This window comes from Exiguobacterium sp. KJ 601, from assembly GCF_027161185.1.
GTDB lineage: Bacteria > Bacillota > Bacilli > Exiguobacteriales > Exiguobacteriaceae > Exiguobacterium > Exiguobacterium profundum.
Map to the genome: position 1 here is coordinate 21,354 of NZ_JADHZG010000005.1, position 22,348 is coordinate 43,701.

At 46.5% G+C, this 22,348-nt stretch carries 29 protein-coding genes and 1 pseudogene; 19 read left to right on the forward strand and 11 right to left on the reverse strand.

Features of this window, described 5'->3' with window-relative positions; genetic code table 11:
* Window positions 1-44 precede the first annotated feature (44 nt).
* Entirely contained in the window at window positions 45-518 is a 474-nt protein-coding gene (locus IRJ25_RS13825; RefSeq protein WP_031424514.1) for a hypothetical protein, read from the forward strand.
* A 3-nt stretch (window positions 519-521) separates the two neighbouring features.
* On the forward strand, window positions 522-1,100 hold the full coding sequence (locus tag IRJ25_RS13830; protein WP_269318524.1) for an NADPH-dependent F420 reductase: 579 nt from the start codon (window positions 522-524) through the stop codon (window positions 1,098-1,100).
* Between the two features lie 39 nt (window positions 1,101-1,139).
* Here IRJ25_RS13830 and IRJ25_RS13835 read toward each other — a convergent pair whose 3' ends face one another.
* A complete protein-coding gene (locus IRJ25_RS13835) occupies window positions 1,140-1,475 on the reverse strand; it encodes a TM2 domain-containing protein (protein ID WP_031424518.1) in 336 nt (111 codons plus the stop codon).
* Between the two features lie 104 nt (window positions 1,476-1,579).
* Here IRJ25_RS13835 and IRJ25_RS13840 point away from each other — a divergent pair, with 104 nt between their 5' ends.
* On the forward strand, window positions 1,580-1,738 hold the full coding sequence (locus IRJ25_RS13840) for a hypothetical protein (RefSeq protein ID WP_031424520.1): 159 nt from the start codon (window positions 1,580-1,582) through the stop codon (window positions 1,736-1,738).
* Entirely contained in the window at window positions 1,735-2,133 is a 399-nt protein-coding gene (locus IRJ25_RS13845) for a hypothetical protein (RefSeq protein WP_269318525.1), read from the forward strand. The genes IRJ25_RS13840 and IRJ25_RS13845 overlap by 4 nt, the downstream gene beginning before the upstream one ends.
* A 35-nt stretch (window positions 2,134-2,168) precedes the next feature.
* Here the strand turns inward: IRJ25_RS13845 and IRJ25_RS13850 are convergent, their stop codons facing one another.
* The gene (locus IRJ25_RS13850) at window positions 2,169-3,404 is read right to left on the reverse strand and encodes an MDR family MFS transporter (RefSeq protein ID WP_168169827.1); all 1,236 of its coding nucleotides are present in this window, start codon (window positions 3,402-3,404) and stop codon (window positions 2,169-2,171) included.
* A 102-nt stretch (window positions 3,405-3,506) separates the two neighbouring features.
* On the opposite strand from IRJ25_RS13850, the gene IRJ25_RS13855 reads away from it, so the two are divergent.
* A complete protein-coding gene (locus IRJ25_RS13855; protein ID WP_269318528.1) occupies window positions 3,507-5,132 on the forward strand; it encodes an ABC transporter substrate-binding protein in 1,626 nt (541 codons plus the stop codon).
* An 11-nt stretch (window positions 5,133-5,143) separates the two neighbouring features.
* Window positions 5,144-5,545: a hypothetical protein gene (locus IRJ25_RS13860; RefSeq protein ID WP_214784948.1), complete on the forward strand. Its 402-nt coding sequence runs from the start codon at window positions 5,144-5,146 to the stop codon at window positions 5,543-5,545.
* 14 nt (window positions 5,546-5,559) lie between these two features.
* Here IRJ25_RS13860 and IRJ25_RS13865 read toward each other — a convergent pair whose 3' ends face one another.
* A complete protein-coding gene (locus IRJ25_RS13865; protein ID WP_015880600.1) occupies window positions 5,560-5,769 on the reverse strand; it encodes a YdiK family protein in 210 nt (69 codons plus the stop codon).
* A 16-nt stretch (window positions 5,770-5,785) separates the two neighbouring features.
* Window positions 5,786-6,481 (reverse strand): CPBP family intramembrane glutamic endopeptidase, encoded by a 696-nt coding sequence (locus IRJ25_RS13870; RefSeq protein ID WP_230872870.1) that lies wholly within the window; start codon window positions 6,479-6,481, stop codon window positions 5,786-5,788.
* A 212-nt stretch (window positions 6,482-6,693) separates the two neighbouring features.
* Between IRJ25_RS13870 and groES the strand changes: the two genes are divergently transcribed.
* From groES to IRJ25_RS13890, 4 genes are all read left to right on the forward strand, one after another.
* Window positions 6,694-6,978, forward strand: a complete 285-nt coding sequence (groES, locus tag IRJ25_RS13875) for a co-chaperone GroES (RefSeq protein ID WP_015880602.1) — start codon at window positions 6,694-6,696, stop codon at window positions 6,976-6,978.
* Between the two features lie 40 nt (window positions 6,979-7,018).
* Window positions 7,019-8,653 (forward strand): chaperonin GroEL, encoded by a 1,635-nt coding sequence (groL, locus tag IRJ25_RS13880; protein ID WP_214732102.1) that lies wholly within the window; start codon window positions 7,019-7,021, stop codon window positions 8,651-8,653.
* A gap of 198 nt (window positions 8,654-8,851) precedes the next feature.
* A complete protein-coding gene (locus IRJ25_RS13885) occupies window positions 8,852-9,658 on the forward strand; it encodes a hypothetical protein (protein ID WP_074034797.1) in 807 nt (268 codons plus the stop codon).
* A 117-nt stretch (window positions 9,659-9,775) separates the two neighbouring features.
* Complete coding sequence (locus tag IRJ25_RS13890) at window positions 9,776-9,997, forward strand: TIGR04104 family putative zinc finger protein (protein ID WP_269318529.1); 222 nt, start codon at window positions 9,776-9,778, stop codon at window positions 9,995-9,997.
* 59 nt (window positions 9,998-10,056) lie between these two features.
* On the opposite strand, the gene IRJ25_RS13895 is transcribed toward IRJ25_RS13890, so the two are convergent.
* The 3 genes from IRJ25_RS13895 to IRJ25_RS13905 all read right to left on the reverse strand — a co-directional run bounded on the left by IRJ25_RS13895 (window position 10,057) and on the right by IRJ25_RS13905 (window position 12,720).
* The gene (locus IRJ25_RS13895) at window positions 10,057-10,764 is read right to left on the reverse strand and encodes an ABC transporter permease (RefSeq protein ID WP_214784944.1); all 708 of its coding nucleotides are present in this window, start codon (window positions 10,762-10,764) and stop codon (window positions 10,057-10,059) included.
* Complete coding sequence (locus tag IRJ25_RS13900) at window positions 10,761-11,609, reverse strand: ABC transporter ATP-binding protein (RefSeq protein WP_074034792.1); 849 nt, start codon at window positions 11,607-11,609, stop codon at window positions 10,761-10,763. Before IRJ25_RS13900 ends, IRJ25_RS13895 begins: the two co-directional genes overlap by 4 nt.
* A 130-nt stretch (window positions 11,610-11,739) precedes the next feature.
* Window positions 11,740-12,720, reverse strand: coding sequence for a LytTR family transcriptional regulator DNA-binding domain-containing protein (locus tag IRJ25_RS13905; RefSeq protein WP_269318530.1), 981 nt, complete (start codon window positions 12,718-12,720; stop codon window positions 11,740-11,742).
* Between the two features lie 133 nt (window positions 12,721-12,853).
* Between IRJ25_RS13905 and IRJ25_RS13910 the strand changes: the two genes are divergently transcribed.
* Genes IRJ25_RS13910 through IRJ25_RS13920 form a run of 3 tightly spaced genes read left to right on the forward strand, consistent with a single transcriptional unit; the run spans window position 12,854 to window position 15,239 of the window.
* The gene (locus tag IRJ25_RS13910) at window positions 12,854-14,497 is read left to right on the forward strand and encodes a DUF2075 domain-containing protein (protein WP_078146191.1); all 1,644 of its coding nucleotides are present in this window, start codon (window positions 12,854-12,856) and stop codon (window positions 14,495-14,497) included.
* Between the two features lie 2 nt (window positions 14,498-14,499).
* The gene (locus tag IRJ25_RS13915) at window positions 14,500-14,808 is read left to right on the forward strand and encodes a nucleotide pyrophosphohydrolase (RefSeq protein ID WP_074034788.1); all 309 of its coding nucleotides are present in this window, start codon (window positions 14,500-14,502) and stop codon (window positions 14,806-14,808) included.
* Between the two features lie 14 nt (window positions 14,809-14,822).
* Window positions 14,823-15,239, forward strand: a complete 417-nt coding sequence (locus IRJ25_RS13920) for a hypothetical protein (RefSeq protein WP_074034787.1) — start codon at window positions 14,823-14,825, stop codon at window positions 15,237-15,239.
* A gap of 73 nt (window positions 15,240-15,312) precedes the next feature.
* On the opposite strand, the gene IRJ25_RS13925 is transcribed toward IRJ25_RS13920, so the two are convergent.
* Window positions 15,313-15,888: a cysteine hydrolase family protein gene (locus IRJ25_RS13925; protein ID WP_269318531.1), complete on the reverse strand. Its 576-nt coding sequence runs from the start codon at window positions 15,886-15,888 to the stop codon at window positions 15,313-15,315.
* A gap of 145 nt (window positions 15,889-16,033) precedes the next feature.
* Between IRJ25_RS13925 and IRJ25_RS13930 the strand changes: the two genes are divergently transcribed.
* A complete protein-coding gene (locus tag IRJ25_RS13930) occupies window positions 16,034-16,456 on the forward strand; it encodes an Lrp/AsnC family transcriptional regulator (RefSeq protein ID WP_074034785.1) in 423 nt (140 codons plus the stop codon).
* A 215-nt stretch (window positions 16,457-16,671) separates the two neighbouring features.
* Window positions 16,672-17,034 (forward strand): hypothetical protein, encoded by a 363-nt coding sequence (locus IRJ25_RS13935; protein ID WP_269318532.1) that lies wholly within the window; start codon window positions 16,672-16,674, stop codon window positions 17,032-17,034.
* A 6-nt stretch (window positions 17,035-17,040) separates the two neighbouring features.
* Here the strand turns inward: IRJ25_RS13935 and IRJ25_RS13940 are convergent, their stop codons facing one another.
* Complete coding sequence (locus tag IRJ25_RS13940) at window positions 17,041-17,265, reverse strand: hypothetical protein (protein WP_074034783.1); 225 nt, start codon at window positions 17,263-17,265, stop codon at window positions 17,041-17,043.
* Between the two features lie 157 nt (window positions 17,266-17,422).
* Between IRJ25_RS13940 and IRJ25_RS13945 the strand changes: the two genes are divergently transcribed.
* The gene (locus IRJ25_RS13945; protein ID WP_269318533.1) at window positions 17,423-18,166 is read left to right on the forward strand and encodes a nucleotidyltransferase domain-containing protein; all 744 of its coding nucleotides are present in this window, start codon (window positions 17,423-17,425) and stop codon (window positions 18,164-18,166) included.
* A gap of 351 nt (window positions 18,167-18,517) precedes the next feature.
* A pseudogene (locus tag IRJ25_RS13950) lies at window positions 18,518-19,561 on the forward strand (flavin monoamine oxidase family protein); the annotation flags it as partial.
* 41 nt (window positions 19,562-19,602) lie between these two features.
* Here the strand turns inward: IRJ25_RS13950 and IRJ25_RS13955 are convergent.
* Both IRJ25_RS13955 and IRJ25_RS13960 read right to left on the reverse strand, forming a co-directional pair.
* The gene (locus IRJ25_RS13955) at window positions 19,603-20,034 is read right to left on the reverse strand and encodes a MarR family winged helix-turn-helix transcriptional regulator (protein WP_214758629.1); all 432 of its coding nucleotides are present in this window, start codon (window positions 20,032-20,034) and stop codon (window positions 19,603-19,605) included.
* A gap of 19 nt (window positions 20,035-20,053) precedes the next feature.
* The gene (locus tag IRJ25_RS13960; RefSeq protein ID WP_214784932.1) at window positions 20,054-21,259 is read right to left on the reverse strand and encodes an MFS transporter; all 1,206 of its coding nucleotides are present in this window, start codon (window positions 21,257-21,259) and stop codon (window positions 20,054-20,056) included.
* Window positions 21,260-21,421: 162 nt separating this feature from the next.
* On the opposite strand from IRJ25_RS13960, the gene IRJ25_RS13965 reads away from it, so the two are divergent.
* On the forward strand, window positions 21,422-21,871 hold the full coding sequence (locus IRJ25_RS13965) for a hypothetical protein (protein WP_214758633.1): 450 nt from the start codon (window positions 21,422-21,424) through the stop codon (window positions 21,869-21,871).
* A 13-nt stretch (window positions 21,872-21,884) separates the two neighbouring features.
* Window positions 21,885-22,343 (forward strand): hypothetical protein, encoded by a 459-nt coding sequence (locus IRJ25_RS13970; protein ID WP_214758634.1) that lies wholly within the window; start codon window positions 21,885-21,887, stop codon window positions 22,341-22,343.
* The last annotated feature ends 5 nt before the right edge of the window (window positions 22,344-22,348 follow it).

The window sequence follows — 22,348 nt, forward strand, 5'->3', positions numbered from 1 at the left end:
GGTAAGTGCGCGTCATGTTTTCTACCTAAGAGGAGGAATTTTTCATGGCTAAAAAGGAAAAACAACCGTATCACATCGTCACGTTCACGTTCCCAGAAGAGGCAATCTCGTATCAGGCGTTCAGTAAGCTGAAAAAGTACCATTCGGATGGGCTCGTCGGTTTTGAACAATTGGTCGTCATCAAGCGTGAAGAGAACGGGGCGTTCTCGTTTGAGGATGCGGCACAGCTCGCACCGGTCAATAAGTCGACGAAAGGTGCGCTCATCGGGATGGCGGTTGGAATCCTCGGAGGTCCGTTCGGTATCCTGTTCGGGACACTCACAGGTGGTCTCATTGGCGGCACGAAAGACGTAAAACATTTACAAGGCATCCAAGACACGTTCAAACGGACGGTCGGTAACATCGAACCAGGTCAGACCGGGGTCATGGCGATCGGAGAAGAATTCGACCCATCGATTTTAGACGGGCTTGCAGAAGAGTTCGGAGGAACGGTCACGCGGACAGACGAGGAGCTGTGAATCATGAAACTCGGGATCTTAGGTGCCGGGAAAGTGGGACGCACGCTCGGGGAGCAGTTCGAACGAGCGGGCTATGAGGTGCTGTACGGGACACGGACGGAGCGAGAAGGCACAATGACCTTACAAGAGGTCGCCTCGACGAGCGATGTTCTATTTCTCTGTACACCGTTCGCGGCCGCAGTCGATCTGATACCGACACTTGACGGACTAAATGGGAAAGTATTGATCGATGTGACGAATCCGATCGCGATCGAGTTTAACGAGGTCGAGCGACCGGACGGGGTGTCGGGTGCGGAATATTTGCAACGACTCATTCCTGATACGAAAGTTGTGAAGGCGTTCAATCAGACAGGGGTCGAGAATTTAGGTGATCCGGATGGCTCCGTCATGTTCGTCGCGGGTGAAGATGAGGAAGCGGTGCGGCTTGTCGTCGAACTATCGAACAAGATCGGCTTCGATACGCATCCGCTCCACGGGCTAAAGCTTGCTCGTGAGTTGGAAGGGTTGGCGTGGCTCTGGATTCATAATGCGGTGAAAGAGCGAAAATCACGGGACTTCGCCTTCTACTTAACAGAACATTAAAAGACGATCGGGGCGATATGCCTCAATCGTCTTTTTTGATTAAAAACCTGTATAGCGATCAGAGCGTGTTTGAAGCAGCTCAATCGTCTCGCGCTCAATCTGCTCGACTTCCCGTTGTTGCCAACCTGGCATGAGGAACGCATCGACGAGTGCCCAAATGCCTGTGATGAATGCACCGAGACCGAGCGTCAAGACGACGAGTAGGAACATGGCGATTCCTGAACCGATTTTTTTGAAATAGAAACGGTGCGCACCAAATGCACCGAGGAAAAACCAAAGCAAGTAGGCGACGAGCAAGCTACGTTTTCGTTTTTCGACTTCGCTGTTCACGAGTAACATTTCTTCTGTCGTCAAATCCATACGCGAATAATTCATAGGACTCCAACTCCCTATCCATAATTGTTATAATGAGTTCGCACTCAAGTATATCGGAAAATGGATTTGTTTCCATGATTTCCTAAAAAGAAAAGAGGTTCTTTATGCTTTTTCCGATTTTGACGTTCATCGTTGCTTTCGTACACGTCGTTGGTGGGGCGGTTGCCCTTTATCAATATCCGCAATATAAACGTATGGCAATCAGTGCCATCGTACTCGGGTTCGTCTACGGTGGATTGACCGTGGCGGTGATTGGATTATGAAGTGGGGGTCAAACGGATCACTTCGTTCGCGTCTTCAAATGCAGAGCGGCTATCAGTTAGGGACATACTTATTTTTAGGTCTCATCATTTTTGATTTACTCTTAGGCGACGTTCCGAGAATCTCGTTTGCGATGTATGCAGTGTTCTTTTACTTTTGGCAGCATGAACGCGTAGAGAAAGAAGAGAAGGGGTTGGCTGAGAAGATGAAGCGGAAGTCGGATGAGTGGACGATCACACTTGTCGTCTTGCTTTGTTTGGTAGGATATGTGGTCTCGCTTGGCCTACAATATCCATCCGTTTCGTTGCTCGAGCTGAGCATCTATGGCTTCTCGACAATCTTCTGCATCCGGGCGTTGACCTTGATCTATGCGATGCACCAACAGCAGCTCGACTAAAACCCATCCTTCCACTGAGAAAGGATGGGTTTGATTTAGGACGCGGCTCGTCGCAGGACGAGCTTTTCTTTTACATAGATGCCGCTATAGACGAGGAAACAGCCGAAGCTGACCAACAGTCCGATGTAGACGCTCATCATGAACGGGGTGAGAAGCGACCCAATCAAAATCGTCGAACGTGATAAGAAGTCGGCACCGGCGAACGAGGTCCCGGCAAACGCAGAGTACGCACCACGGCGGTCTTCTGGCATCATGTTCGCCTTCTCCGTGTTCAGTACCGGTGAGTACAACAATTCGCCGAATGTTGCGATGAGCATGAAACCGAGAAGGAGCATCATCGAGTTCGCGCTTGTGATGACGGCGTACCCGATCGTGTACAACGCGAGTCCGCCGAGTAGCGTATGCTTGTTTGAGAAACGTGAGGCGAGACGTTGAATGAAGAATGTCAACGCGACGACGATGAGCGTGTTCTCGATTTGAATGAGACTCATCATCCGCACCCCGTTGATTGTCCATGATTCAATCGAGAGCGGTTCGAATGAATCGGCGAGCCGGACCGCGACATAACTGCCCATTGAGAACTCAGCAGCGAGGATACACATCGAGCCGAAGACGACTTTGACGAACGGGCGGTCACGCCAGGCGATTTGATAACTTTGGAACACGTCGACGAAGACGAGGCGAAGTTTTTGAGAGGTCCACGTCCGTTTCGTGTCCTCGAGGAAGATGGCGTACGCGATCGGCAGCATGCTCGACGTGAACGTTAAAATCCAAAATAGTAACAATTGATTGCTGACATAGAGCCAGCCCCCGAGTGCCGTCCCAATTGTGATGGATAAGTTGATCAACCAGTAATCGAGCGCATAAACGGCTTTTCGGTTCTCAGGCGTTGTCGCATCGATGATGATGGCACTCATCGCCGGTCGCCCGAGGTTGTTCGTGACCGTGAAGATCGTATAGGCAATCATAAAGACGATCATCTGGTCGAACTGAAGACTGAGCGTCATGACGAGAAACATCGATGCCGTGAGACTTGCCGTCAACACGAGGAGTCGCTTCCGTGAAAACTTATCGGCGAGGTAGCCCCCAATCAACCCGATGACGTATCCGAGACAGACGAGCGAGATCAAGAAGACGCCCGCGATCCATTCGTTGAACGCTTTGACAAAGAGAAGTGCCATGAACGGCATGATGGCGAATGAGACCGAACGGTTGAAAAATGATGTCACGAGTCGAACTTTTATTGGTTTAGGTATATCTTTCCATTTCATCTTGTCACCTTCCATTCTGTACCTGTATGATAAACAAGACAACGGATTTGAAAAATGGACGACATGGGGAAATGATGTCCACTTTTAAAGGGGGGATGTGACGTGGATGCATATTTATTTCGATTGTGGAAAGAGTGTCGGGACGGCGCGTACACGATTTCCGATATGGCGGAAGCCATTCATTTAAGCCCGAAACAGACGAAGCGTCATTTGGCACGGTGGCAAGAAGAAGGGTGGCTCACGTATACGAGCGGACGTGGACGGGGGAATTTGACGCGTCTCGAATGGTTGCGTCACGTCGAGCGTGATTTAGCCAAACAGCTGCTTGAACGCATGGAGAAAGAGTCGGTCGAGGCAGTGACGAATCAACTGGAGTGGGACTGGTCGCCGGCACAGGCGGGACGGTTCATGCGCCAGCTCGAGAAGAAGTTCGGTTACGTCCAGACGTCGAGCGATGCGCTCATCATCCCGCGACGCCGACACTTTTTGACGACACATCCGCTCGAGGCGGCTGATATCCACAGTGCCCACCTCGTCCAGAACGTCTTCAATCGTCTGTTCATGATTGACGCGTCCGGGGAGGTCACGGGGGAACTTGCGCATCACTATGAATGGCAGGGGAGTACGCTCGTCTTGTTTCTTCGGAAAGGGGTCCGTTTCCATGACGGGTCGCTCATGACGAGTAAAGATGTGACGAAGAGTCTGCGCATGCTCGTTCAGTCAGATGCGTATCGCTATATGTATCGGCACGTCCGGCATATCGCATCGAACGGCACGTATCGCGTCGACGTCACGCTCGACCGGCGTCGGAATTCGTACATCCCGAAACTGTCGATGATTCATACGAGTATCGCTAAAGGAAGTGTCGGGACGGGGCCGTTTCAATTGGATCGCCATGACAAGGAGAAGACGGTCCTCCTCGCCTTCGAGAATTATTTCGGGGTGCGGGCGCTCCTCGACCGGGTCGAGTTCATCAAAGTGCCGGACGGATATGATCCGACGTATCGCATCTTATCAAGGGATTCCAAAGAAACCGGACACATCTCGACACCGTCCGGGTTCGGGCTTGTCATCTTGAACAGTCACCCGAATAGTGTGTTCGCCAATGAAGAAGCGAGACATTATATGCATCGATTGATTGCGGAGATTCGACCGGAGATCGGGACACGGAATGAACGGAGAACGCCGAACGTCCGAGGGTTTCTCGGTTCGCTGAGCGAGACGTATCGCATTCCAAAAGGAACACCCGTCACGTTCGACCGACCGATTCGAATCAAACAGACGGACTTCACGAACGATACGACCGACTGGATTGCCGAGATGTTGACGCGTCACGGCATTGCTTATGAGTTCGTGCCCATCAGCTTTAAAGATTCGATTCATGACAAGACGTATTATGAATACGTCGATTTGGTCGTTCACGGGGAAGTGTTCGAGCGGAACATCACGCTCGGGTTTGAACAGTTCATGACGAACGAGTACTCGCCCCCGCATAAAGTGTTCCCTTATATAGAGGGGATGGCGGAGCGGGTCGGGCAATATGATGACCTGCCGTTTGAGGACTGGTTGCCGCTGCACCGGGAGATTGAACGCGAGTTGAAAGAGAAGTCGTACTTCATCCCGCTCTATAACGAGGAGCGAACGATTCCGTTCCCGGTCGAGCTGAAGGACGTCTGTGTCGACTTGTTCGGTTATTTTGATTTTGCGAAACTATGGATTCCATCATAAGGAGGGGTTCGATGAGGAAAAAACTATTGTTGGCATTTCTTTTCTTCAATCCAATCGTATTTCTGATAGGATGGTGGAACGGTGAATGGATGACGATTACAGTGGCGGGATTCGGTGTTGTCTTCCATGCACTTTATCAGGAGCAACTCGAACAGTTTGATGGAGAGAAGGTGAAGTCACTGATACAGAATGTCGATTCGAAACTCGTCTCATCGATTGGCTTTCTTTCAATTTTCAGCTTTTTTGTCGTCGTCTGGTTCTTTGACGAGACGTCAGTTCCGTTGCTTGATACGATGTACGTCGTGTTCGGTGTCATCATGATGCGTCGTGGTATGTTGATTCGCAGTGCTGTACTCCATGAAAAGATTGATTTGACGAACGTCATCCATATAAAGAAAACCCCGAGCTCGTAAGACTCGGGGTTTCATTATGCGGATTTGTCCGTGCCTTCTTTTTTGACTTTTCGGGCGAGTGCCAAGATTTGATACACTTTGAAAAAGTCGTAAGCGGCGACGGCGATGATGAAGTACGTCCAGAAGCTGAAGCCGTACTCTTGTACCGAGAAGTACGCGAGGACGGTGAACAACACACCGAACGATAGACTGAAGAGCATCATCACTTTTAATTGTCGCGGCATAACTGCCACCTCATTTCTACATTAAAAATAGTACGAGCATCACGAGCGCGTTGTTAAACGCGTGGATGGCGATTGGAACGATCAATCGTCTTGTCTTCGCATACGCGTAAGAGAATGCAAAACTCATCGCGATATACACGAGGAACCGATTATCTTGGTGGATGAGTGCGAATAGGATCGAACTGACACCAAAGGCAATCCAGAAACCGAAGCGCGCGTTCAAGTTCCCGAACAAAATATGACGGAAGAGAATCTCTTCGATGATCGGTCCGAGTAAGACGACTGGCAAAATCATAAGTGGAATGACTTCCACCATCTCGGCGATGTTTTGTGTGTTCATCGACTCGACCAGTTCACCAGAGATGGCCGTCTCAATCAAGTTCGCCACGATGACGAGCCCGTATTGCATCAAAATCCCGAGCCCGATCCATTTGACCGTGTCGTTCAAGTTCGACTGGATACCTTGGGCTTTGTATTGTTTCAAGTCTGGCCAGATGAGCAAGATTGACAGAACAATCGTCACACCGAATCCGATGGCGAGCCAGAGCCCGACGAACGTTTCTGTTAGCCATTCCGGTCGTACTTCACTGAGGACGAGCGGGAATAGCTGGACGAACGCATATAGTAAAATCGGGGTGAGGTGCCGGAGACGAATGTTAGGCGCCATCGAAAAACGGGTATTTATCGATTGGTTTGAGTTTAGTGTAGCCAATTCAACACGTCCTTAATATAAGAGTGAACCTACCTTTCTCTCATTGTAACAAATAAGTTCTCTTGACCGCGAGTAAGAGCATTTTTTAATGTATCCCACTTGATTTTTTTATCGACACATACTACACTAATCAGTGTTAGCACTCCTTTTAGCTGAGTGCTAAAACCTTACGATACACATTACATCATTCATATTCGGAGGAGGGTTTTTCCATGTTAAAACCACTAGGCGATCGTGTCATCATCGAAGTCGTGGAGAAAGAAGAAAAGACGATCGGGGGCATCGTGCTTCCTGATACGGCGAAAGAAAAGCCGCAACAAGGGAAAGTCGTCGCAGTCGGTACAGGCCGCGTGACGGACGAAGGCAAGCGCATCGATCTCGACGTGAAAGAAAATGATTTGGTCATCTACTCGAAGTACGCAGGTACCGAAGTGAAGCATGATGGAAAAGAATACTTAATCGTTCGCGAGAGCGATATTCTCGCAATCGTAGGCTAAGCACCATTATTCAAAAACTTTTTTTAGGGGGAAATGAACGATGGCAAAAGATATTAAATTCTCAGAAGATGCACGTCATGCGATGCTTCGCGGCGTCGACGCACTCGCTGACGCAGTCAAAGTAACGATTGGACCAAAAGGACGCAACGTTGTCCTCGAGAAGAAATTCGGTTCACCACTCATCACAAACGATGGCGTGACAATCGCGAAAGAAATCGAACTCGAAGACCGCTTCGAAAACATGGGCGCGAAACTTGTTGCGGAAGTCGCGTCGAAGACGAACGAAGTCGCAGGGGACGGTACGACAACAGCGACAGTCCTCGCACAAGCGATGATTCGTGAAGGGCTCAAGAACGTCACAGCGGGCGCGAACCCGATGATTCTTCGTAAAGGAATCGACAAAGCGGTCACACGCGCACTTGAAGAGTTGAAAGCCATCTCGAAACCAATCGAGTCAAAAGAAGCGATCGCACAAGTCGCGGCCATCTCGGCAGCAGACGAAGAAGTCGGCGAATTGATCGCAGAAGCGATGGAGCGCGTCGGGAACGACGGTGTCATCACAATCGAAGAATCACGCGGCTTCACGACTGAACTCGACGTCGTTGAAGGAATGCAGTTCGACCGTGGATACTTGTCACCATACATGATCTCAGACTCTGACAAGATGGAAGCGTCACTCGACAACCCGTACATCTTGATCACCGACAAGAAGATCTCGAACATTCAAGAAATCATCCCAGTACTCGAGCAAGTCGTGCAACAAGGGAAGCCGATCTTGATCGTCGCAGAAGATATCGAAGGCGATGCCCTCGCGACACTCGTCTTGAACAAACTTCGTGGTACGTTCAACGCGGTAGCCGTCAAAGCACCAGGATTCGGTGACCGTCGTAAAGCGATGCTTGAAGACCTCGCGACACTCACAGGTGGTCAAGTCATCACAGAAGACCTCGGTCTCGATCTCAAATCAGCATCACTCGACATGCTCGGTCGTGCATCGAAAGTCGTCGTCACAAAAGACACAACGACTGTCGTCGAAGGTGCAGGGAACGAAGACGCGATTAAAGCCCGCGTTCAAACGATCCGTAACCAAATCGAAGAGACAACGTCTGACTTCGACCGTGAAAAACTCCAAGAGCGTCTCGCGAAACTCGCAGGTGGCGTAGCCGTTGTTAAAGTCGGTGCAGCTACGGAGACAGAGCTCAAAGAGCGTAAACTCCGCATCGAAGACGCACTCAACGCGACACGTGCAGCAGTTGAAGAAGGAATCGTTGCGGGTGGTGGTACATCACTCATCAATGTCATCCCAGCCGTTCGTGCGTTGCTTGCAGAAGTGACAGCGGATGAAGCGACTGGTGTGAAACTCGTCCTTCGTGCACTCGAAGCACCGGTCCGTCAAATCGCGGAAAACGCGGGTGAAGAAGGTTCGGTCATCGTCGAGAAACTTAAGAACGAGTCAGTCGGTGTCGGGTACAACGCGGCAACTGGCGAATATGTCGACATGATCGCACATGGTATCGTCGACCCAGCGAAAGTGACGCGTTCAGCACTTCAAAACGCAGCATCTGTTTCAGCGATGTTCCTCACAACGGAAGCGGTCATCGCAGACAAGCCAGAAAAAGACGCTCCTGCAATGCCTGACATGGGCGGCATGGGTGGAATGGGCGGTATGATGTAAGTCATATGCCTTCACAGGAACCATTCATCAGCGAAAGCTGGTGGGTGGTTTTTTTGTTTTATATATTGGAAATAAATTAAATACACCCTTTGGCCCTTATTATTTTCTTTTATAGATAATATTTACTTAAATGTAATTAATAACTTAATTAATGATTGCTAGTGGTATAATATAGAAATTAAATAAGGAGGGTTAAAATTGAAAAAAATAAAGCTAATCACATCTCTAGTACTAGTTAGTTCAATTTCTATCTCGAATGTTCAAATGCTTACACCAGTTTCAGCAGAAGAGGAAAAATATAATCTGTCTTCTGAAGTAAATGTGCTTAAAGACACTGACGAAGTTATGATTTATACAGTTAATGAGGAAGGTTCTTTATATAAATATTATGAGTATATAAGTTTATATAAAGTAAAAACGTATAAGTATTTGATTGCAAACAATGAAGAAATACTAGTTGAAAATTTTGAAACGGTTTTTAATTCCGAAGGGAATATAATTGAATCTGAAATAGCAAATCAAACTAGTGAAGTTGACAATTTAGATTATGGAACTACATATAATCAAGTGAGCAGCGTTTCACAAGGTATTTCTTTAGCAAGTGCAAGTGGTAAATGGGTTAAAACTAGTTCGGTTGCCGGTATGAGTTATATTCAATACTCTAATGGGGGAGGATTGGCTAGATACAGTACTATGGAAAAGAAAATACCTAAATACAATACAAAATTTAATGAATATACGAAAAAGGTAGACTCTCTGATTAACATTGAGCGTAGTACTTTAATTAGCGCCTTTGGATTGGGCGGTATCGATGCTCTCATAAAAGCTTTTTCAGGTAAAAAGATGAGTGTGGCAGCAGTGAAAAAATTCGCTTCATCAGTTTTAAAAGGTACAATAGGAGTAGGGACTGCATACAACATAATTGACTATGTTCTTACTTATGATAAAACTCATAAACAATTTTATAGTATCCCGGGAAGTTATTATTATTGGAAGAGACTTTAAAGTATAAGACAAGACTTGAATGGATGTTAGAACATGACATAACCATCTTCAATAATGAATCTTCAAATTGAAACCTACTTATCCTTCATTCGTAATGATCGAAGGAGGGGGGGGTCGATGGCACCACATTGCACGAATTGTCACTATAAATGGAAAATGAAAGAGGTATGGTCATTTGGATTTTCCAAAGACAGAAAAGCATGTCCGAATTGTGGACACACGCAATATATTTCTGGTGAAACTCAGCGTCTATTTACATTAGGCTATTTGAGTCTTCTATTTGTTCCATTTCTTCTATTTCGAATCCGATTAGGCGATGAGAATAATCCATTCCTGTAACAAGGATAACGAAAAACAGGGCTACGATGCGTAGTCCTGTTTTTGTATGGTCTTAACATTCAGTCTGTCTGTTTCCGGTTATACATCACGACACTACCGACGAATGCAGCAAGCGCCCACGCCGTAAGCAAACCGAGCTCTAGCCCGACGGTACCGAAGTTCGCACCGTCTTCCACTTGATGAGCCACATCAATCAAGAGCACGTTCGGTAAATACTCTAGCAATCCGATGATGGCGAAACGGTCTTGTAGTGGCAACAACATCGGTGAGAACGAGAAGAAAAAGAACGGCAACATGACAATCAATGAAGCTTCCATGACCGTCTTCGACATCAAGCCGAACATCGTTCCGATCCCGATATAAAAGAATGTCGAGACGATGAGCGCGAGAGCGATCACAGCCAGATTTTGTGGAGCATAATCCATCAAAAATGACGAGGCTACGATGAGGATCATCGTCGTCACGAATGTGAGAGCGCTCTTTCCGAGCAAGATGTCGAGCGTGCTCGCTGGGGATAACATGAGCCCGCGAAGCGTGTTCTTCTCTTTCTCTTCGGCAATCAATGCACACTGCACAAAGATTGCGACGAGGCTGAACGTGATGTTGATGACGAAGTACGTGATATCGACGCCGCCTTCACCGATTCGCGAATAAAAGACAGCGAAGAAGAGCGGCATGACCAAGGTTGACGAGACGAATAAGTTTCGTGACAAATCCTTGTAGTCTTTTTGGAAAATGGCGAGTGCGCGTTTCAATGAAAAAGTCATGATAATTTCCTCCCTGTCACTTCGATAAAGATGTCGCCGAGTGTCGGCTCATTGGAGTGAATCGATGCTATATTTTTAGCACGCATCTGTTTATGGAGCCAGTCCGCGCCTTCGTCGGTTTGTGTCACTTCATGCGTCTGACCGTTGTTCAATTCGACTCGCATCGAACCAGTCGCATATTTCCTGCGCAATACGTTCGGGGCATCGAGCAGTTGAATCGACCCTTGATGTAAGAAAGCGACACGATCACACAGCTCTTCGGCTTCTTGCATATCGTGTGTCGTCAGAAAGATGGTCGTTCCGTTTGCCTTCAACCGTTCAATTCCTTTATAGATATGTCGAGAGTTGACCGGGTCGAGAGCCGAGGTCGGTTCATCTAGAAACAGGAGCTCTGGCTCATGAAGAAGGGCGCGTGCGAGCGTCACCCGTTGTAACATCCCTCTAGAGAGTTTGTCGATGCGCTTCTTCCGTTCCCCGCTGAGGTTGACCATGTTCAATACCTCATCGATCCGAGTCTTTGGTTCATCATAAAGGTCACAATATAAGCTCAGGTTCTCTTCTATAGAAAGTCGTGTATAAAGACCACTATTGTCCGTCAACACGCCGATGCGTTTACGGTACTGTTCTTGTTTCAAATCAGCGACCGGTACGCCGAAGACGGTGGCATCACCGGCTGTCTGTGCGAGTTGTGACGTCAAAATTTTAATCGTCGTCGTCTTTCCTGAACCACTCGGTCCTAAGAAGCCGAACACTTCCCCTTTTCCTACCGTGAACGTCACATCATGTAACGCTTCCTCGTTTCCAAACAATTTCTTCAACCCGTTCACTTGAATGATTGGTTCCATTCCCGTTCCTCCTTGTCGATGTCATCTTGCTTGCCTCTATCGTATAAGGTATGGGGGAAGACCGCACTAAAATGGCGACAAACAGCGCTTATCATGAGGTGAACGAAGCGATATGAACTATGAATGGAGACTATTTGAGACCCATCATCGTCTTCAATTCTGCCATTTTTGTCTTGGATAACGGAATCGTTGTCTTCTCTGAATCATCCAAGACGAGACTGAAGCTATTTTTCGTATATGTGATGACTTCGCGGACACGTTGTAAGTTCACGAGATATGACCGATGGCAGCGGAAGAAACCGTACGGAGTCAAACGCGTCTCGAGCTCATTCATTGTGAAGACGCTCGGGAACTGATCCGATTGACTATGTAAAATCGACTGTCCGTCCTGACTTTCGATGAAGTCGATTTCAGGAGGATCGAGTAAGATGATTTTTTCGTTCACTTTCGTTGGAATCTTCTCGAAACGGACGTGGATGACCTCAGATGAGATGTCAGTCTCATCCTCTTCTTCTGGTTCCACATCTAACAAGCGCAAGTGACGATGGTCAATCCGATAAACGGTCGATGTCATGAAGAGCGCACTCTCCATGTTGCTCGTCAAGACAAGGACGGCTTTTTGTCTCGACGTCAATGTCTGTAACATATCGCGTAAAAGGTGTCGTGTTTCTTGGTCCACGTCTTGGTCCGGTTCTTCAAACACATACAGGTCACGGTCTTGGAGAAGCAGCGCGGCGTACTGCGTGCGTCTGACGAGGGAACGATTGAGACGGTGGAGGCGTTGCTTGCGGTAAGTCGTGAGTTGGAGTTGCTGCATCACCGAGTCGACCGAGTCAGTTGAATCATATAGGCGCTTGGTGAAGCGCAAATACTCCTCGATGGTGAGTCGGTCGTATAAACCGTCCCGGATGGAGAAGAGGGACAGCGTTGAAGCATGGTTGATGTTCCCGGTATAAGTCGTGATTTCCTGACTGATGAGACCGAAGATGATTTCTCGGGAAATGACGCCACAGTGGATAGCCGCCAACTCACCTGGTTGGATCGTAAATGAAATGTTTTCGAGAATGAGTGTGTCTTGTTGGCGCACCGAGACGTTTTGGAAAGTAAGCACCGAATCCCTCCCTTTTTAGTGGAATTATACCATTATCTGATTTAGAACTCGGAAAGTGATGCGTAATCATTTAAAAAGGTATTGTATGATAAAATGGATATAATTTGAAATCAAAAGAGAGTAGGTCTGTTGCATGGTTAAAGTCATTCCATTCACATTCGAAGAAAGTAGTCTACATAGCATCGATGATACAGAAACATATGTGAACTATCCGGTGATTTACATTTTGAACGGAGAGAAAGAAGCATACATTGGTGAAACGGTTCATTTTAAAAAGCGAATGAAGCAACATCTAAAGCTTAAACAAACGGAACGGAAACAGCTGAGTCAAATTCATCTCGTCAATCATGACAAGTTCAACCGTTCAGCAACATTCCATCTCGAAACAAAGCTCATCAATTATTTTTTAGGAGATGAGAAGTATACACTTCAGAATAAAAGTAAAACTGCGAACGACTTCACGCACAATTACTATAATAAAAATTATTACGACAACGAATTGTTTCCCGAACTTTGGAATGAATTACATCGTAAGGGGCTTGTTCAAAATGAACTTCACGCCATTGAAAACAAGGATATCTTCAAGCTGTCTCCGTTTAAAGAGTTATCTGTCGAACAGTTAGATTTAAAAGAGAAGGTACTCGACTTTTGTGAAACGCAAATGTCGAAAGCGGATCCGAATGCAACATACGGAGATTTATATGTGATTGAAGGGGAAGCAGGTGTAGGGAAGAGTGTTGTCTTGAGCTCAATCTTTAATACAATCCAAGCTCGAACAAAAGACACTAATTCAACACTTCATCAGACTAAAAATTATTTGGTTGTGAATCATGAAGAGATGTTGAAGACCTATAAAGGAATCGCGAAGCAAGTGAAACATCTTAAAGCAGGGGACTTCACAAAACCGACGCCGTTATTGAATAAACTGAAAGATCATAAAGCCGACATTATCTTTGTGGACGAAGCCCACTTGTTGCTGACGAAATCAGATCCCTATAACAATTTCCGGCAAAACAATCATCTCGAAGAGTTGCTGAAGAAAGCCAAAATTGTCATCGCTATTTTTGATCAACATCAAGTATTGAAACTGAAGAGTCACTGGAATTCACTCAAGTTGGATGATTATAAAAAGAAAGCAAGGACAGTAGAGACTTACAAACTAACCAGTCAATTCCGAATGCAAGCAGATGAAGATATGATGAACTGGGTCAACGCATTTAAAGAAAAACGAATCAATCCATTACCGAAATCGAAGCAATATGATTTACGAATATTTGAAACGTTAGAAGAGATGCACCGTACCATCATCGAGCAAGATCGAAGATACGGATTGAGCCGTGTTGTTTCGACTTTTGACTTTTTACACAAAAAGGACGGAGACACCTATTATGTGTATGAGTCGAACGGAGATTATAAAATGCCATGGAATACAACCGGTGGAAAAACGACGTGGGCTGAAAAAGCAGAAACCATCGCCGAAGCCGGCTCGATCTATACGATTCAAGGATTTGATTTGAACTATGTTGGTGTCGTTTTAGGCCCATCCGTATCTTATGATGAGGAGCAGGAGTGTCTAATGATTGATCCGAATTTATATAAAGATACGGGAGCCTATGCTGGAATCGAAGGTATTGAGAATGTTGATTTGGCAAAAGAACAGATTGTCTTGAACTCGATTAACATATTGATGAAGCGTGGCGTCAAAGGCCTCTATCTATATGCATCTGATGAATCGCTACGACGAAAATTATTGAAGTTACAAAGAGAGAGGGTATAAATATGAACGAAGTACAACGATTAATGGATGAGGTCATTAAATTCCGAGATGAGCGCGACTGGGCGTTCCATCATAACCCGAAAGACTTGGCGTTATCGTTATCACTTGAGGCAAGTGAGCTCCTTGAGGTATTCCAATGGGTGTCGAGTGAAGAAGCGCTTGAGACGAAGAAGACGGAGATGGAAGAGGAATTGGCAGATGTGTTGATTTACGCGTTGACGTTCGCTCACGCTGCCGGAATCGATGTTTCGAAAGCAATTGAAGACAAGCTTGTGAAAAACGCAGTGAAATATCCGAGTCCGCAAAAATGACCGAGGAGTTCTATATGAACATTCCATCCGATCGATTTATGATTCCTTGTCATTTAATGGGGCCTCATTTTTCTCCTTGCGCTGCATCAGAGAAAACAGGTATTCAATTTTATAAGCAAACGGAAGTTGGAGAAATTGAGCATATCGGAAAACGTAAAGAAATCGCTAAGGTAGGTCATGCGTCGTTTGAACCACCACTTGAATTTCAGAAAATGGAAAATCCGTATATCGGACTTTTTTGGATGATTGACACTCTGGCAGAACATATTGATACCCTTCGCTCTTGTGGAGCCGATGATATCTGGATTGATTTGGGTGTGGTCTCTCACTTAGATGTGAAGTTAGAATTTGAACCAGATTTCTTGATGAAGCTTGCGAACTTAAAGATTCCATTTTTGATTAGTGGATATATAGAAACTGCTGATGAATAATAGCAATACGAAAAATATGAGTGACATCTGTATACTTTAAAGCCAGGTTATGAATAAAAAGAAGTACAATCCATCAGGACTGTACTTCTTTTTGTAACACATCTTTCATGACCTCAATTGTCGTCTGAATCGATGCAAATTCTTCATTTAGACTAGCGAGCGACACATCATGGATGACCTCTGCAGGGATCCATGTCCCGCTGATCGATTGTCGGTCGAACGTTGCCGTCGCATCGGAGACAACAATCGGATTGAATCCCAAGTTTCCTGCCATCCGTGCGGTCGTCTCCACACAATGGTTCGTGATTAATCCGGTGATGACAATCTGTGTCGCACCAAGTGATTCGAGTCGTTCCTGTAAGTCTGTTCCGATGAAGGAGCTATTCACCTGTTTCGTTAAGATGACATCTTGTTCACGAGGTTGAATGAAGTCTTGGAACAAATGACCATCTTTTTTGAAATAGAAGAGTGAGGTCGGAACGTTCGTGACATGTTGGACATAGATGATTGGTTGATCATGATGTTCCCACGCTTCAATCAACCGTGCGATATTCTCTTCGCATTTTGGATTGTTGCGGTTTCCCCAGCTTGGATCATGAAAGGCTTGTTGGACATCGATGATGAGTAATGGAACGACTGTCGTTTGCATGTTGATTCCCCCTTGAATTGGATACTTCAAGTGTATGCAACGGAGGAATATAGATACATAGAGGTTTTACGGAAGTTTCAGCGAGTGACTTTAGAAAGAACGGATTATGTATCGTTTCACTTTAATTTTGAAAGGTGAATGCCAAATGGATGAAATAGATCGCCATATTCTTGAATTGATGCAACAACAAGCCCGGATCTCGATGACCGAATTAGGACGACAAATTGGATTGTCTACGCCTGCTGCGACAGAACGGGTGAAGCGACTCGAAGAACGTGGAGTCATCACAGGCTATCGGGCTGTCATCAATCCTGAAAAGATGGACAAACACGTAACCGCCTTTATTCTTTATGACACCCATCGTTGTGAGGCGTTCCGTGAATTTTGTCGTCAACAGCCGTCCGTGATCGAATGTCATCGCTTAGCCGGGCAGTACAGTTACCTCGTCAAAGTGGTAACGGAAAACGTGCGCACATTAGAGACGTTCATCGACGAATCGATGGAATACGGTCGTCCCTCATCTTTGATAAATCTATCTTCACCAGTATCATTCAGACCCGTTTTATGAAAGCGATGGAGTGACTTTTAACAGTGAGAGTGATTGCGAGCTAGTAAAAGAGAATAGATGAAATTTTTTCAGTACAAATTGATTTTTAATCAAATGAAAAGGAGGGGGACACGATGTCGCACGATGAGCGTTTACGAGAAATAACTAAGGCTCGTCTACTTACGAACCGTATTAATGTCATGTTATCGCTCATTCTTTTGTTAGGGGGATGGATGATGTGGTGGTTTGGAGAGTTCTCTCTCATTCAAGTTCTCTTGGGAATCCTTTTGCTCATTCCACCTCTTTTGATGGTTCATATGTGGAGACGTACCCGAATGTTGCTTCGTTTCAATGAAGAGATGGAATATCAACGTATAGTTTGGTCGGAGTTCATTCTTGCGCTGGTTGTCGTCTGCATATTGATCGGAATTGCAACTACGATCATCCTAACCGAATCATTTAGCTTATCGACTGTTCCACTCCTGGTCATGTTCGTCGCGGCCCTGATGTCTAGACACGTTGATCAGCGGATGAAGCAAATCGACCCTGAACATGTGACGTACGCAAATCTCGCTCGATATAAGACGAAACGCAGCTAACCTGAGTCAGCTACGTTTTGTGTTCGAATCTAATTGTTGTTCGATGTGGTCGAGACGTTCGATTAATACTTGTATCTGCTTCGAACGTTCACGTTCCATAAAGAGTTGCTCGTCTGCTCGTTTCTCAGAACGTGCCACGACATTACGAATCCACAAAATACCGATGATTAGTACAACGATTGGCAAAATCGTGAAGATGAGTCCGAATAATGAGACCATGATGACGTTCATATAGACATACCTCCCTTTCTACGTCTTCATTATACTTCCAAATATAACCTGTTTGAAAGGGGGAACCGTGGTATTTCAAATCCGACATGCATAAACTAAAAAAAGGAGTTCGATACATCATGACGTTTACTACATTTCAACGAGTCGGTACGTATCTATGAAACGGCCGACCCGACTTGGTACGGACGATGCGGGTTATGTCATCAACCAGACGTCCATCCGTCATGTGCAGCCTGAGTTTGAAAGTGTCCTTTTCAAAGCAATCGAATTGGTGAAAGAAGCATTCGATGAACAGCTACACAGCATATATCTTTATGGAAGCATCGGTCGCGGGACAGCTGTTGCTGGGCAATCGGATCTAGATTTGACGGTGCTCGTGCATGAGGATGTCGATGCGACAGAATTGGTGGAGCAGACGGAGCGATTGCTAACGCAACATCCGGAAGTCATTAAAATCGATTATGACATCGGGCGTCTCGATGTGGCACTGGATCCGGCGAATCGTTTTGAATGGGGCTTTTGGCTAAGACATCTTTGTACATGTGTGGACGGGGAAGATGTCTCGATTCAATTCCCGCGCATGAAGCCGGATGTTAGTGTGAGTGAGGCGTTGAACCAGGACTTGATTTCTTCAATTAAAGCAGCCAAGTCGAAATTGCTTCGTGGACAGATGTCTCATCTGGAGAAACGCTCCATCGTGAAGCGCGTCATCCGAGGTTGGTATTTGACGATCAACGTGAAGGACGAGAGTTTTGCATCGACTGTAGAAGCATGCTTGGCGATTCTAAAACTCTATTTCTCGGAAGATTCGCGAGTAGAGCAAGGAGAAGCACTGTTGAGACAAGATGAAATCACAAATCAACAGCTTCTAGACTATTTGAATGAAATAGATTGGATTTAATGATGTCGCTCCTCGATTGGGATATATCCGTTCGGTCGTCTTCGCTTCACGTCTGTGTCAAAGAAGAAATAAGGGACATATAAAGCGCTTGATACGTACATAATGATGACAAATTCGATTGCGGTCGAACATTGAATGAGGTCGAATAAAAATAGAGACCATATGGGATATGAAACGAGACACATCGCCACAGTCATCCGACCCTTAGTTTGAATAAAACGGTACAAAATGCGCATCAATACGATATAAGGGAAGAATAGATAATAGAACATATTTTTCAATTGATGTCGTCCTTTCTTGCATATGTAAAACCATCTAACTCAGTATAATCGAGGAGAGACGGACGACAAAGGAGAATTTACAATGAAATCAATCGCCATCATTGGAGCTGGTGTCAGCGGGCTTTATGCTACAATCCAACTTCACCAAAAGGGATATGACGTCACCATCTTTGAGGCTCGTGATCGTATTGGTGGTCGTATCTTGACGAAGGACGGCTATGACCTCGGACCGACGTGGTATTGGCCGGATACGGAGAAGACCATCTCTGAACTCGTGGATACACTCGGACTCGAGTCATTTGTTCAACATACGACAGGACACATGGTGCTCGAACGTCAAACGACGACCGCACCGGAACGACATGTGTTACCGGAAGAAAGCATCGTCTTATCCAAGCGTTTAGTCGGTGGGATGACGAGTCTGGTGGAAGCTCTGCATGCGAAGTTGCCCGATGACATCGTTCGGCTTGGGCATCGCCTGACCTCGATCGAGCGACAGTCGGACCGAGTCCAACTGACGTTTCAAAATGGTTCGGTGCATCACACGGATGACGTGATCCTTGCGATTCCACCCCGTCTCGTTGCGGAAGTGACAATTGAACCGGCATTGTCAGCGCAAACGCGAAAAGCGCTCAAAACGACTCCCACATGGATGGCTTCTCAGGCGAAAGCGCTCATCGTATACGAGACACCGTTCTGGCGAGAAGAAGGTCTGTCTGGCTTTGGGATGAGCTGGGTCGGTCCACTTCAAGAGATTCATGACGCTTCTCTGATAGATGGACCAGGTGCGCTGTTCGGATTTTTCCGTCTGTCACCGGGAGAACGGGAAGCGTTAGGAGAAGGACAAGTAAAGACGCGCGTCATCGAACAACTGGAGAAGCTTTATGGTCCGAAAGCGAATGACTTCTTGCGATTTCATTATATGGACTGGTCGACAGAATCAGAGACAGCGACATCTGACGACTTCCTGCCGCTCACGGCATTCCCGGCTTACGGTCCGATTGAGCTCGGAGACCGTCTCCATTTGATTGGTTCGGAGACGGATGCGCAGTTCGGGGGACATATCGAAGGGGCATTGCGGTCGGCGAATCGAATCGTACAAGGGTTGGTATAACGAAAAAGACAAATCGTCCGACTAGCGGCGATTTGTCTTTTTTATTTGAATTTCTGAATCATCAACGCGAGCGAACGGTTGATCATCTTCATCTCGTCATCCTCAAGGACGGAGAACATCTCTTCAGCGAGGCGCTCTTCAATCGCATCGATTTGTTTCGAGTACGCCAGACCGTTCGGACCAAGTCGGATGAAGCTTTCTCGAAGGTTCTCGGGATTCTTTTCCCGCATGACGAAGTCGCGTTGCTCGAGCACTTTGATCACCTGACTGACAGCACTTTTGGAGATGGACATCTTCGTCGCAATCTCTGTCGTCGTCCACGTCTCTTGACGTTTGAAGAGAAGCAACATCTGTTCTTGTTGATAGCTCAGCTCGAACTCGTTCAGTTCCGTGAAATATTTCGTGAACAGCAAGTCGAGCTCATCGATTTGGCGATACATCGTGAGGACTTGTTGCTTTCGTGTTTCATTCAACGTGTCATTCATCCTTTCTTTACGGTGTCCGCCGGAACGTTTCGCTCCGAAGATATAAGAGGACACCACACACTAATCCGATTATACCAAATGCCAATAAGAGCGTTTGAATCGGCACGGACAAGGCAACAAGCACCGATAGGATGGCGAACGCAATCGGTTCAAGTCCTGAGGCGGCGAGCGACATGATGCTCATGACACGGCCGATTTTGTCAGAGTCGCTTTGTTCCTGCATGATGGTGACCGTCGGCAAGTAGACGAGCATGATCATAAACCCGCTCATAGAAGCCGCGACCGCGAGAAGCGGAATCGATTGGACTTGCGTGTAGAGGAAGAAGGCGCCGAGTGTCAGGAATAGGGCGCGGAAGACGAAGCGTCCACGATGAACCGACCGTAACAATAGAATCAGGAAGCTTGCAACAAATGTCCCGACAGCGAGCCCGCCTTCGATGATACTCAAATCAAATGCTGTCCCTCCGACCGCGCCAACGAGAATCGGGATACTCATGATGAGCGGTCCCATGACGAACAAGTTGACGATGGCAATGGCGAACGTCCCACTACGTAACACAGGTGTCTGCGATACGTAACGAATGCCCTCTTTCAAATCAAGGAGTACATCTTTCGCTGAGAGCGGAGCGATCTCGGGAATGTTGTCTTGAATCAGCCGTGGCATGATCAAAATCGCGGAGAGGAAAATCAATGCAGCCGACGTGCCGAAACTGAGACCAAAACTTCCCCACGTCAGTAGGATTCCTGCAAGGAACGGACCGATGACGAACATCAACTCGAGCGACCCTTGGAAAAGGGAGTTTGCCCGTTGCAACTGTTGACCTGATACGATTGAAGGCATAAGTGATGACAGTGCCGGGTAAGACATGCCATCTAAAAGACCAAACAATACGGAGATGATCAAGAGGGCTGTCACCGAATACGCGTCAGCGAAATGGAGCGCAACGACAATTAACATCAACACGCCTTGTCCGATATTTGTTAAGCATAACAAGCGACTCTTTTGGAATCGGTCGGCGAACACACCGCCGAATACCATCATGACCACACGCGGCAACGAGACCGCAGTCAAGATAATCCCGAGAAGTGTTGGTTGCTTCAACACATCGATCGTCAACCAAGAGACGCTCAAGAAGAAAATCGAAAACCCGAGCGTGAGCGTCATTCCAGATAACCAGGTAAACATAAATCGGGAATTGTTCAATAAACCCATGTTAATAACCTCTTACTTTCATTCTTCAACATATAGTTAAGTTAACTAAACTATAAGGCGAGAAGTTCATATCGTCAAGAAACATGACTTTGGTACGAAAATGTAAAATAACGGAACTTTTCTCATGCTCATCCCGTATAGTGGAATAAGAGGTGAATCAAGATGAATAAGCAAGAACGATTACATATGATTAAACAATCAAATCGAAAGCGACTTTTGCAACGACTTTTTCTAGCAATTCCAGCTGCTCTCGCGGTCTACTTTTTAATACGAACGGACGGGAATATTTGGGTTGGGTTCGCCATTATCGGCGGAGTGTTACTTGCGACTCGTTACTTCCTTTCGCATGAAGCAGATGCGATCAGTCAATTGTCGGAGCAAGCACAGGTGAAACGTGTCGTGACACTGCAGTATCATCTGGACTTCCTCTTTATCGCATTGCTAGGACTCGTCAATCCGCTAGCCATTCGAATCATGGAATGGTCTTGGATTCCAGCGGTTCTTATCGGTGGGGCATTGCTTTATATCTTATGGTCTCAAGAGAAGCTCGATCAACAAATCCGCTGGCTCGATCCGGAGCAACCGACACGTCGCGAGATTCGACGATTCTGAAAGGGTGAATGAGATGAACAAACAAGAACGAATCAATACGATTTATCGTTATCAACAGCGTTGGCTTTTGTTGCGCTCGATTCTTGCAATACTAATAGGAGGACTTGTCGTTCTCACGCTTCAGTCTAACGGAGAACCGATGTACACCATCCCGTTAGCGTTCACACTTACGATTATGCTTTACGTCATCGGACGAGAACGTCGCTTCGTTAGAAAGTTGACCAGTGTGGAACAAGCCAAGCGCATCATCGATTGGCAATATGTATCGGAAATGGGACTCCTCGTCTTGTTGGCGATTCTCTTCCCATTCATAGTCCTGATTAATTGGCCGGCATGGTCGCTTTTCGTTGTCTTCTTAGGCGGGGTCATCTTATTGCAAGTCGCACAGAAAAAGCTCGACCGGCAGATGCCGCAGTATGACGAAGAACAGCCGATGCGCCGTGAAATCAAACTCGACTTCGTGAAAGACTGAGGTGA